The sequence below is a fragment of the Rhizobium sp. MHM7A genome (genome assembly GCF_005862215.1).
Classification (GTDB): Bacteria; Pseudomonadota; Alphaproteobacteria; order Rhizobiales; family Rhizobiaceae; genus Rhizobium; species Rhizobium bangladeshense.
In genome coordinates this window covers 70,060-82,857 of sequence record NZ_VCHT01000019.1, presented here as the reverse complement: position 1 = coordinate 82,857, position 12,798 = coordinate 70,060, and the positions used below count along the sequence as shown (strand labels likewise).

Here is a 12,798-nt window from a genome sequence, read left to right as displayed (position 1 = left end):
TCTGTCGAAGAAGGGGGATTCCGTGAGCAAGCAGCACAGTGATTATTTGGCCGATGGTATTTCGCCAGACAGCCTCAACGGACGTGACCATAAGAGCATGGCGGTCGAAGACGCCAGCGCGCTGCTCGAGGTCCTGGTTGCGGTGAGGCGCGGCGATTTTTCCGTGCGGATGCGCTCCGACTTGACCGGCGTTGCCGGCAAGGTCGCCGATGCTCTTAACGACATCATCGCGGCCAACCAGCGCATGGCCCAGCAGCTCGAGCATGTCGGCCAAGTCGTCGGCCGGGACGGGCGGACGAGCACCAGGGTGCGCTTCGGCCTGTCGGATGGATCCTGGTCGGAGATGGAAGGATCGATCAACGGTCTGATCGACGATCTGCTGTGGCCGACGACGGCGGTCACCCGCACGATCACCGCGGTCGCCAAGGGCGATCTGTTGCAGACCGTGCCGCTCGATGTCGACGGGCGGGCCCTGAAAGGCGAGTTCCTGCGCTCGGCCGATATCGTCAACACGATGATCAAGCAACTGAGCGTCTTCACTTCTGAAGTGACGCGCGTCGCCCGTGAAGTCGGCACCGACGGGAAGCTCGGCGGACAGGCGCAGGTGCCTGAGGTCACCGGCGTCTGGAAGGATCTGACCGAGAGCGTGAACTCGATGGCGTCGAACCTGACGGCGCAGGTGCGCAATATTGCGGAAGTGACGATCGCCGTTGCGAATGGCGACCTTTCCAAGAAGATCACGGTCGACGTGCGCGGCGAAATCCTGCAGCTGAAGGAAGCCATCAACACCATGGTTGATCAGTTGCGCTCCTTCGCCTCGGAGGTGACGCGCGTTGCCCGCGAGGTCGGCACCGAGGGCAAGCTGGGCGGTCAGGCGCTGGTGCCTGGTGTCGCCGGCACCTGGAAGGACCTGACCGACAGCGTCAACGCCATGTGCGGCAACTTGACGGCACAGGTGCGCAACATCGCCCAGGTGACGACGGCGGTGGCGCGCGGCGACCTGTCACGCAAGATCACTGTCGATGTCTCAGGCGAAATCCTCGAGCTCAAGGAAACCATCAACACGATGGTCGATCAGTTGAACGGCTTTGCCGGCGAGGTGACGCGCGTGGCCCGCGAAGTCGGCACCGAAGGCCGCCTCGGCGGCCAGGCGCAGGTCCCGGGCGTTGCCGGCACCTGGAAGGACCTGACCGACAACGTCAATTCCATGGCGTCGAACCTGACGGCGCAGGTGCGCAACATCGCCGAGGTCTCGACCGCGATTGCCAATGGCGACCTGTCGAAGAAGATCACCGTGACGGTGTCGGGCGAAATCCTCGAGCTCAAGGAAACCATCAACACGATGGTCGACCAGCTGAACGCCTTCGCGTCCGAAGTGACGCGTGTGGCCCGCGAAGTGGGTACTGAAGGGCGGCTCGGCGGCCAGGCCAATGTTCGCGGTGTCGCCGGCACCTGGAAGGACCTTACCGAAAACGTCAACTCGATGGCGGGTAACTTGACGGCGCAGGTGCGCAATATCGCCGAGGTCTCGACCGCGATCGCTAACGGCGATCTGTCGAAAAAGATTACCGTCGACGTGAAAGGCGAAATTCTCGAACTCAAGGAAACCATCAATACGATGGTGGACCAGCTGAACGCTTTCGCCTCCGAAGTGACGCGTGTGGCCCGCGAAGTGGGCACGGAAGGCCGCCTCGGCGGCCAGGCGAATGTGCGCGGCGTTGCCGGCACATGGAAGGACCTGACCGACAGCGTCAACTCCATGGCCTCGAACCTGACCGGCCAGGTGCGTAACATCGCCGAAGTCGCGACCGCGGTTGCCCAGGGCGACCTTTCCAAGAAGATCACCGTTCCCGTGTCGGGGGAAATTCTGGAACTCAAGGAAACCATCAACACGATGGTCGATCAGCTGAACGGCTTTGCCGGCGAAGTCACCCGCGTGGCGCGCGAGGTCGGCACGGAGGGGCGCCTCGGCGGCCAGGCGAACGTGCTCGGCGTAGCCGGCACCTGGAAGGACTTGACCGACAGTGTCAACTCTATGGCCGGTAACCTGACGGCGCAGGTGCGCAATATCGCCGAGGTCTCGACCGCGATTGCCAATGGTGATCTGTCGAAGAAAATCACGGTGTCGGTTTCGGGTGAAATCCTTGAGCTCAAGGAAACGCTGAACACGATGGTGGACCAGCTGAACCGCTTCGCCTCGGAAGTCACACGCGTGGCGCGCGAAGTCGGCACCGAAGGCAAGCTCGGCGGCCAGGCGCAGGTGCCGGGGGTCGCGGGCACCTGGAAGGATCTCACCGAAAACGTCAACTCCATGGCCTCGAACCTCACCGGACAGGTGAGAAACATTGCCGAAGTCACAACCGCGGTGGCGCGCGGCGACCTGTCGCGCAAGATTACCGTCGACGTGAAGGGAGAAATCCTCGAACTGAAAAACACCATCAACACCATGGTGGACCAGCTCAACGCCTTTGCCGGCGAGGTCACGCGCGTCGCCCGCGAGGTCGGCACGGAAGGCAAGCTCGGCGGCCAGGCGCAGGTCTCGGGCGTCGCCGGCACCTGGAAGGATCTCACCGACAGCGTCAACTCGATGGCCGGCAATCTGACGGCGCAGGTGCGCAATATCGCCGAGGTGGCGACCGCGATCGCCAATGGCGACCTGTCGCGCAAGATTACCGTCGACGTGCGCGGCGAAATCCTGCTGCTGAAGGACACTTTGAACACCATGGTCGATCAGCTTCGCTCCTTTGCCGGCGAAGTGACGCGTGTTGCCCGCGAAGTGGGCACCGATGGCCGGCTCGGCGGTCAGGCCGTCGTTCCCGGTGTCGCCGGCACCTGGAAGGATCTGACCGACAACGTCAATCTGCTCGCCGCCAATCTTACGACCCAGGTACGCAACATCGCCGAAGTCACGACGGCCGTGGCGCGCGGGGACCTCTCGCGCAAGATCACCGTCGACGTGAAGGGAGAAATTCTCGAACTCAAGAACACCATCAACACGATGGTGGATCAGCTCAATGCCTTCGCCGGTGAAGTGACCCGCGTGGCCCGCGAAGTCGGCACTGAAGGCAAGCTTGGCGGCCAGGCGCAGGTGCCCGGCGTCGCCGGCACCTGGAAGGATCTGACCGACACCGTCAACGTCATGGCCGCCAACCTGACCGAACAGGTGCGCGGCATCGTCAAGGTGGTGACGGCGGTCGCGAACGGCGACCTCAAGCAGAACCTCACCGTTGCCTCCAAGGGCGAGGTGGCAGCACTTGCCGAAACCATCAACAACATGACCAACACCCTTGCGACCTTTGCCGATCAGGTGACCACGGTGGCGCGTGAGGTCGGCGTCGAAGGCCGTCTCGGCGGCCAGGCGAACGTTCCCGGCACGGCCGGCACCTGGAAGGACCTGACCGGCAACGTCAATCTGCTTGCCGCCAACCTGACGACGCAGGTTCGCGCCATCGCCGAGGTCGCCACCGCCGTCACCAAGGGCGACCTGACGCGCTCGATCAAGGTCGATGCGCGCGGCGAAGTGGCCGAGCTCAAGGACAACATCAACACGATGATCGACAACCTGCGCCTGACGACGGAGCGCAACACCGAGCAGGACTGGCTGAAGACCAACTTGGCGCGCTTCACCAACATGCTGCAGGGCCAGCGCGACCTGACGCTGGTCGGCAAGATGCTGCTGTCGGAGCTGGCACCGCTGGTCGGCGCGCATCAGGGCGTCATCTACCAGGTGGATGCAGATGAGGAGCAGCCGTTCCTGTCGCTGCTGTCGGTCTATGCGCAGGGCGTCGAGGCGGCGCATCCGCTGCGGCTCGATTTCGGCCAGGGCCTCGTCGGCCAATGTGCCAGCGATGCCCGCCGCATCCTCGTCACCGATCTTCCCGACAATGTCGTTCCGATCAGCTCCGGCGTGTTCACGACGCTGCCGCGAAGCGCGATCGTCCTGCCTGTGCATTTCGAGGGGCAGGTGAAGGCGGTGATCGAGCTTGCCTCCGCCGGCGAATTTACCGAGCTGCAGCTTTCCTTCCTCGATCAACTGACGACGTCAATCGGCATCGTGCTCAATTCGATCGAAGCGACGATGCAGACCGAAGGCCTGCTCAAACAGTCCCAGCAGCTCGCCGCCGAGCTGCAGACTCAGCAGCGCGAGCTGCAGCAGACCAACGAACAGCTCGGCCAGAAGGCGCAGCAGCTCGAGGAACGCAACGTCGAAGTGGAGGCGAAGAACCAGGAGATCGAGCAGGCGCGGCGCGCGCTGGAGGAAAAGGCGACTGAACTGGCGCTGACTTCGAAATACAAGTCCGAATTCCTCGCCAACATGTCGCACGAGTTGCGCACGCCGCTGAATTCGATCCTGATCCTCGGCCAGCAGCTCGGCGAAAACCCTGACGGCAACCTGTCGGCCAAGCAGGTCGAGTTCGCAAAGACGATCCATGGGGCCGGCACCGATCTGCTCAACCTCATCAGCGATATTCTCGATCTGTCGAAGATCGAGTCCGGCACGGTCTCGGTCGATGCCGAGGAGATCTTCGTCAGCAACCTCCTCGAAGTGACGGCGCGGCCGTTCCGGCACGAGGCAGAAAACCGCAACCTGTCCTTCGCGGTCGAGATCGGCGCCGAGGTGACGAAGAGCATCATCACGGACTCGAAGCGTCTGCAGCAGATCCTCAAGAACCTGCTCTCGAACGCGTTCAAGTTCACGGCGCAGGGCGGCGTCACGCTGCGCGTCACGTCGGTGAGGAGCGGTTGGTCGCCGGATCATCCCTCGCTTCGGCACGCGCCTTCCGTCATGGCCTTCGAAGTGGTCGATACCGGCATCGGCATACCGCCTGAGAAGCAGCGCATCATCTTCGAGGCGTTCCAACAGGCGGATGCCTCGACCAGCCGCAAGTATGGCGGCACCGGCCTGGGGCTGGCGATCAGCCGCGAACTGGCGAACCTGCTGGGCGGCGAGATCCAGCTGCGCAGCACGCCCGGCGTCGGCAGCACCTTCGTGCTCTACTTGCCACTCACCTATGTCGGCGCCGGCGCGGTGGCGCCGAAGCCAGCTCCGGCAGCGGCGAACGTCGTGGAATTTGCCGAGGCGGCTGCCCGCCGGGCTGAGAAACCGGTCGAACACGTCGCGGACGACCGTCACCGGATCGAGGCCGGCGACTCCGTGCTGCTCATCGTCGAAGACGATGCGCATTACGCCCGAGTCCTCGTGGATCTCGCCCGCGACAACGGCTTCAAGGTGCTGGTCGCCATGCGTGGCGGCGATGCGCTCGCGCTTGCGCAGGAATACAAGCCTTCAGCGATCTCGCTCGATATCTTCCTGCCCGACATGCTCGGCTGGACGGTGCTGAGCCAGCTCAAGCAGAATCCAGAGACGCGGCATATTCCGGTGCAGATCATCAGCCTCGACGAGGACCGCCAGCATGGGCTGACCCGCGGCGCCTTTGCCTTCATGAGCAAGCCGACGACGCCGGAAGGCCTCGGCAAGGCGCTGTCGCGGCTCAAGGCCTATGCCGAGCCGCGCCGTAAACAGCTTCTGCTCGTGGAGGACAACGAGGCCGAACGCCTGAGCGTCACCGCCCTTCTCGGGCACGACGACATCGACATAACGAGCGTCGGCTCCGGGTCGGAGGCGCTCGCCGTTCTCCGGCAAGGCGCCGCCGACTGTGTCGTGCTCGACCTCACGCTCCCCGATATGTCGGGCTTCGAAGTGCTGGAGCAAATACGCGACGACGATGGGATCGCCGAGGTTCCGGTGGTCGTGTTCACCGGGCGGGAGCTTTCGCCCGAAGAGGATGCGACGCTGCACAGCATGGCCCGCAGCGTCGTGGTGAAGGGTGTGGAGTCGCCCGAGCGGCTGCTCGATGAAACGGCGCTGTTCCTGCACCGGGTCGTTGCCGACCTGCCGGCTGCAAAGCAGGCGACGCTGCAGGAGCTGCACAGCTCGGACGAGGATCTCGTCGGCGAGACCGTGCTGCTCGTCGATGACGATGCCCGCAACATCTTCGCGCTGAGCAGCGTGCTCGAACGTCGCGGCATGAAGGTGCTGACCGCGACGACGGGTACCGAGGCGATCGACGTCATCAACAACGAGCCCTCCGTCGCCATCGTGCTGATGGATATCATGATGCCCGGGATGGACGGCTATGAGACGATGCAGGTGATCCGATCGGAGCCCCGATTCCGGCGGCTGCCGATCCTGGCGCTGACGGCCAAGGCGATGAAGGGAGACCGGGAGAAATGCCTGGAAGCCGGCGCGTCGGATTATCTGGCGAAGCCCGTCAACACCGAGCAGCTCCTGTCGGCTCTGCGCATGTGGCTGCACCGCTGAGGAAACGGCCATGAACCCCGTCAACATCCTCCTCGTCGACGACCAACCCGCCAAACTGCTAAGCTACGAGGTCATTCTCGAAGAGCTCGACGAAAATCTGATCAAGGCGCAATCGGCGCGCGAAGCCTTCGAGCACCTGTTGCGCACCGAAATCGCCGTGATCCTCGTGGACGTCTGCATGCCCGAGCAGGACGGATTCGAGCTGGTTGGCATGATCCGCCAGCATCCGCGCTATCAGAACACGCCGATCATCTTCGTCTCCGCCGTGATGCTCGGCGAACCGGACCGGTTGCGCGGCTATGCGGTCGGTGCCGTCGACTACGTCTCAGTCCCTATCGTGCCCGAGGTGCTGAGAGCCAAAGTCAGGGTCTTTGCCGATCTCTACAGGAAGACGCGGGAGCTGGAGCGCCTGAATGCCGAGCTGGAGGCCAGGGTGCATCAGCGCACCGCCGAGCTCGAAGCCTCGGCAGCGCAGTTGCGTCAACTGAACGAGGAGCTCGAGCACCGCATCGACCAAAGAACACGCGAGCGCGAAGAGGCGCTGGCACAGCTCTTCGAGGCACAGAAGCTCGATACGATCGGCCACCTTACAGGCGGCGTGGCGCATGACTTCAACAATCTTCTCATGGCAGTGCTCGGCAGCCTCAGTCTGCTAAAAAAGCGGCTTCCTGCGGATGAGCGCAGCGAACGCCTCGTGACGAACGCTATCCAGGCGGCCGAACGCGGTACGGCGCTTACCCAGCGCCTGCTTGCCTTCGCTCGCCGACAGGAGCTGAAGCCGCAGGCGGTCGACTTCCTCCGGCTGTTCGAAAATGTCGAGGATCTGCTCGCCAAGGCGGTCGGACCGCGCATCGAGATCCGAAAGAACATCCCGGCTGATCTGGAGCCGTTGCTGGTGGACAGCAACCAACTGGAGCTGGCGCTACTGAACCTTTTCGTCAATGCGCGGGATGCGCTCGAAAGTGGCGGTGCGGTGACGGTGGCTGCGGCGGCCGAGGAGGCCCGGCCGGCTGGTCTTGCAGGCGGAAATTACATCAGGATATCGGTCTCGGACGATGGGGAGGGAATGGACGAGGCGACGGTCCTGCGCGCGGCCGAGCCATTCTTCACCACCAAGGGGATCGGCAAGGGCACGGGTCTCGGCCTGTCGATGGTGCATGGCCTCGCCGCGCAATCGGGAGGTTCCATCCAGATCTCGAGTGCAAGAGGGAAGGGCACGACCGTCTCCCTGTGGCTGCCGGTCGCGGAGAGCATTGCCAGGGCGCAGCCAGCGGCCGTGCCTGCGGCCGTAGAACCTTTGAAGCCGGTCTCGCGATCGCTCGCCATCCTCGTCGTCGATGACGATGCGCTCGTCAGGACCGGAACTGTGGCAATGTTGGAGGATCTCGGACACCTGCCGCGGGAGGCGGCTTCCGCTTCCCAGGCTCTGGAATTCCTCGCCGGCGGACAGGAGTGTGACCTCGTCATCACCGATCATGCCATGCCGGGCATGACGGGCGCCGAGCTCGCGCGTCACCTTCGAACCGCCTTTCCCGACCTGCCGGTGATCCTCGCCTCCGGCTATGTCGAGCTTACCGAGGATCAGGGGCTCGGCCGGATGCTCAGGATGACGAAGCCATTCACGCAGGAGCAGCTCCAGGCGGCCATGGACGAAGCATTGAGGGACAAGGTCGCAGCGGCGTGATGATCAAGCCCCGCGGCTGGCGGGAGCTGGCGTGGTTGGAGGTGATCAGTTCCATGTGTCATCGCCCGCTTCCAGGAGATGATCAGGACATAGGAGCCGTTCCGCTGCGGGTGATTCCAGCGCCCAGCGTCATACCCATTCGTCGGATGGTTGAAGCAAAACCGTGTTCCAAGCGGAATACGAAAGGTTGCTCTTTGTCGGCGTTAAACTTTCAGCATCAACGAGACCTACGCCGCGGCCGATCCGGATTTGCGCCGCCCGCTGATGAGATCTCGCTGCGCGCCCATTTGCCCGGCCGAAACTTTTTGCCCCGACAAAAGTTACTCAAACCCATCTCACTTCACCGAAGGCTTTCCCTTGACCAAAACGATGTTCGGCCCCGCATTCACCAAAGACGGCGTTCAGTTTCGCCTTTGGGCTCCTCTGCTTGAAAGCGTGTCACTGAAAATCGAAGGCTCTGATCCGCGCCCGATGCAAGCGGCCGAAGATGGCTGGCATCGGTGCACGGCCGCGGACGCCGGTCCCGGCGCCCACTATCGCTTCATTCTGCCGAACGGTCTCGAAATTCCCGATCCTGCCTCGCGCTTCCAGCCGCGGGATGTGCATGGTCCGAGCGAAGTGGTCGATCTTGCTGCCTATCGCTGGAACACGCGCCAATGGGCCGGCCGGCCCTGGGAGGAGATGGTCATCTACGAACTGCATGTGGGCTGCTTCACACCGCAGGGGACCTTCAAGGCCGCGATCGAGCGTCTCGACCATCTGGGGGAACTGGGCGTGACGGCGCTGCAGATCATGCCGCTCAGCGACTTCCCGGGGCGCTACAACTGGGGTTATGACGGCGTTCTTCCTTACGCGCCCGATAGCAGTTACGGCCGGCCGGAAGATCTCATGGCGCTGGTGGATGCGGCGCACGAGCGTGGCATCTCGGTATTCCTCGACGCGGTTTACAATCACTTTGGGCCTGACGGGAACTATATCCCCTCCTACGCCCCGCTCTTTACCGATCATCACAAGACGCCGTGGGGCCACGGTATCAATTATGACGGCGACGGCTCCGAGATGATCCGCGAATTCATCATCGAGAACGCCATCTATTGGATCAGCGAGTTCAGGCTCGACGGGTTTCGCTTCGACGCCGTCCACGCCATCAAGGACGACAGCTCTGAGCATCTTCTTCACGCGCTTGCACGCCGCGTCAGGGCGGCGGCCGGTGACCGGCATGTTCATCTGATCGTGGAAAACGAGGAGAATGACAGTGAGCTCCTGACGCGTGACGCGGGCGGCGAGGCCAGGCTGTTCACGGCTCAATGGAACGATGACGTCCACCATGTGCTGCATGTTGCTGCAACGGGTGAAACCTTCGGCTACTATGCCGACTATGTCGGTGACAGCGGCAAGCTCGGTCGGGCGCTAGCCGAAGGCTTCGTGTTCCAAGGCGAGCACATGCCGTATCGAGGTGGAAGCCGCGGCAGGCCGAGCGGCCACCTGCCGACCACCGCTTTTGTGTCCTTTATCCAGAACCATGACCAGATCGGCAACCGGGCACTGGGGGACCGGATTATGGCTTCGAGCCCGGCCGAGGCCGTCAAGGCCGTCACATCGATCTACTTGCTGGCGCCGCAGATACCGATGCTGTTCATGGGCGAGGAATGGGGTGCGAGAGAGCCTTTTCCGTTTTTCTGTGATTTTGACGAGGATTTGAACGAGAAGGTCAGGAAGGGCAGGCGCGAAGAGCTTTCACGCCTGCCAGGCTTCGACGCCGACGAGTTTCTCGACCCGCCAGCACAGTCGACCTTTGCGGCTGCCAAGCTCGACTGGTCCAAACCCTCAGCGGAAATGCTTGAGTTCTATAGGACGCTTCTCAAGCTCCGGCATAAACGGATCGTACCCCTGCTGAAAGGCGCCGGGGGCGGAAACGCGGCCTATCATTCGGCGGGTGCAACGCTCGCGGTGGATTGGAACCTCGCCGGTAACCGGCGCCTTCATCTGGATGCCAATCTCGGCAGCGAGGCGGCGCCGCTTCTCCGGCGGCGCCAAGAGGGCGAAACGATCTTCCACCTCGGCAGCGATAGAGGACAATTGGTGCCCTGGACGGTGATCTGGAGAATCTCGAAAAGTGAGGGCCTGGCATGAAGGCGATCGGACGATGAAATCCGCTGAGCTCGACAAGCTCGCCCGGCGATACGGGATCAGCCCGACCCGGCCCAGTCCGGACGATCGGGAGGTGGCGATTTCCGCCGACACCAAACGCAAGATACTCTCGGCTTTGGAAGTCGAGCTATCGGGAACCACCCAAGGCGAGACTTATCCAACGCGACGGGAGCAGCAGTCGGGGCCGGCGCATAAGGCGATTCCCAAATCATTTCTGCCGGATTTCCTGCTCAATACGCGGGTCTGGGGTATCAGCCTGCAGCTTTACGAACTCCGTTCGGCGCGCAACTGGGGCATCGGAGATTTCGAGGATCTGTCTGATATGGCCGACCTGGCGGGGAAGCTCGGCGCCGATTTCATCGGCCTCAATCCGCTTCACGCACCATTTCTTGCCGATCCGGATCGCTGCAGCCCCTATGAACCCTCGAGCCGTCAGCATCTCAACCCGCTCTATATCGCGGTCGACCGATTGCCGGGTTTTGCCGGTAGTGCCGAACTCGATCGACAATTGGAGGGACTTCGCCGGAGCGATCTCGTCGACTATACCGGGGTTGCCAAGGCCAAGATTGGAACTATGCGCGATCTCTGGCGCACTTGGCCACAGGCAGGCGCCGATGAAACCTATGATCCCGTTGATTTCGAAGCCTTCATCGCACGTGGAGGCGATAGCTTGCGGCGACATGCGCTCTTCGAATGTCTCTCGTTCTCCATGGTGGAGCGCGGGGCAGGTGCCGGCTGGCAGGCGTGGCCGGTAGGTTTCCGGCGCTTCGACAGCGCCGCCGTCGCCGAATTCGAGCATGGGCATGCTGACGAGGTCCGCTTCCATATGTGGCTGCAGTGGCTTGCTCACCGGCAGCTGCTGCAGGCAGCGGACCGGGCGCGCGCAGCCGGCCTGCGGATCGGGCTTTATCTCGATCTTGCCGTCGGCGAGGCGGTAGACGGATCGGCGACATGGAGCGAGCCGGATGTCTATATCTCGAAGGCGACCATCGGCAGCCCTCCCGATCCGTTCGCGGTAGAGGGGCAGGACTGGCATCTTGCCGGATTTCTGCCGTCCACCATCGCGGCAGGAGACAGCTCGCCTTACCGGCGCATGGTCAGCGCGGCCATGCAATATGCCGGGGCTGTCCGTATCGATCACGCTCCGGCGCTCCGGCGCCTCTTCCTGGTGCCGCTCGGCAGCAGGCCGGATGGGGGCGCTTATGTCCGCTATCCCCAGCACCGGCTTCTGCAGATCCTTGCCGAGACTTCCGCCGAGCATCGATGCCTCGTCATCGGCGAAGCGCTGGGAATGATCCCACTGGATTTGCCTGACGAGCTGGCGGCGGCGCGAATCCTTTCGTACCGCATTCTCTCCTATGAACAGGACGGAAAAGGCTTCAAGCCGCCGGATGCCTATCCCGTTTTCGGCCTAACCTGCATTTCGACGCACGACCATCAGACGCTTGCAGGCTGGTGGCGCAGCGCCGACATTCAGGATCGCCGCAACCACGGCATCGTGCCGCCCGATCTCACGGCAAAACATCTCCGGCACCGCCGGCGCGAGCGTCGAAATCTGACGACGGCGCTCCGCGCTGCCGGGATCGACGTGCCGTCCCGCCTCAGCGCAAGGGCAAGCGGGGAAACTCTGAAAGAATTGACCGTCAGCGCCTATCGCTTCATCGCCCGAACCCCGTCGCTTCTCGTCGCGGTTCGGCTTGCGGACCTGACCGACGAGAAAAAGCCCACCAATATACCGGGCACGAGCGATAGTTATCCGAACTGGAAGCCGAAGCTGTCCGTTTCGCTTGAGGGCCTCGCGTCGGTCCCCCTGCTGAATCGTATTGCGGCGACCATGCGGGAAGAAAGGCCACGTATCAGCGCGGTGAGGGAACGATCAGCGGGCAGGCGGATTTCGAATAGACAAGGATAAGGATCGCCGAGATGAAAGCCACAAAACAACTTGTCGAAGTCGCCGTAGAGACCGAGGAGGGGCGGGTGCCGCTGGGCATCATGAACGCCAAGCAGGCATTGTCGCTTCCTGACGATCTGGATGTGAAGGTATCACATCCTGATCATGAGCCGGGCAGCACCGACAATTTCATTCCTAAGGACCAACTGCATCGGCACCTGGACAAGTCCTAGGATGGCTTGGCTTACCAGCTCTACGCCGCCAGGGGATTTGAGTTCAAGACCGGAACCTCCGCGGGCCTGGAGTGTTTGACTCGATAAAACCGAAGGAGAAAATCATGGCACATGCCGACCGGAAACATATTGGCGCCGGCTCGAAGGGAAAGGGCGACGGCAGCGGCGCGATGACCAATCTCGACGAAGAACAGCTTCCCGAAAATATGGTCCTTTCGAACCGCGACAAGACACAGCATTCCAAGGAGCGCGGCCTCGACGGCAAAACGGTCCAGACCGAACAATATTCCGATCACAGCTCCAATCGAAATCCTGAGTGAGGACAAGGCGATGAGCAGCAGGTTACCGCCCATTCCCGCTGATAACGTCAGCAACAAGGGAGCCGCTGGCAAGTCGACGCGGACCAGCCCAGAGGATGCCGCTATGGCAGGCGGCAGCGAAAATCCAGAAAAGAAGGGTCAACAAGGAAACACCAAAGTCAACACCACCCATCAGGGATACCAGCAAGACAGGTAGG

At 62.6% G+C, this 12,798-nt stretch carries 7 protein-coding genes; all 7 read left to right on the top strand.

Going from position 1 to position 12,798, the window contains the following annotated elements:
* Positions 1-22 precede the first annotated feature (22 nt).
* The 7 genes from FFR93_RS35775 (at position 23) to FFR93_RS35745 (ending at position 12,797) form a co-directional block, all read left to right on the top strand.
* Positions 23-6,322, top strand: a complete 6,300-nt coding sequence (locus tag FFR93_RS35775) for a HAMP domain-containing protein (RefSeq protein WP_138396656.1) — start codon at positions 23-25, stop codon at positions 6,320-6,322.
* A 10-nt stretch (positions 6,323-6,332) separates the two neighbouring features.
* Entirely contained in the window at positions 6,333-8,006 is a 1,674-nt protein-coding gene (locus FFR93_RS35770) for a response regulator (protein WP_064709597.1), read from the top strand.
* 357 nt (positions 8,007-8,363) lie between these two features.
* Complete coding sequence (gene treZ, locus FFR93_RS35765; protein WP_138396655.1) at positions 8,364-10,139, top strand: malto-oligosyltrehalose trehalohydrolase; 1,776 nt, start codon at positions 8,364-8,366, stop codon at positions 10,137-10,139.
* A 13-nt stretch (positions 10,140-10,152) separates the two neighbouring features.
* Positions 10,153-12,069 (top strand): 4-alpha-glucanotransferase, encoded by a 1,917-nt coding sequence (gene malQ / locus FFR93_RS35760; protein ID WP_138396654.1) that lies wholly within the window; start codon positions 10,153-10,155, stop codon positions 12,067-12,069.
* An 11-nt stretch (positions 12,070-12,080) separates the two neighbouring features.
* A complete protein-coding gene (locus FFR93_RS35755) occupies positions 12,081-12,281 on the top strand; it encodes a hypothetical protein (protein WP_064709595.1) in 201 nt (66 codons plus the stop codon).
* A 104-nt stretch (positions 12,282-12,385) separates the two neighbouring features.
* On the top strand, positions 12,386-12,601 hold the full coding sequence (locus tag FFR93_RS35750; RefSeq protein WP_138396653.1) for a hypothetical protein: 216 nt from the start codon (positions 12,386-12,388) through the stop codon (positions 12,599-12,601).
* Positions 12,602-12,611: 10 nt separating this feature from the next.
* Positions 12,612-12,797, top strand: coding sequence for a hypothetical protein (locus tag FFR93_RS35745; RefSeq protein ID WP_138396652.1), 186 nt, complete (start codon positions 12,612-12,614; stop codon positions 12,795-12,797).
* Position 12,798: the final 1 nt, after the last annotated feature.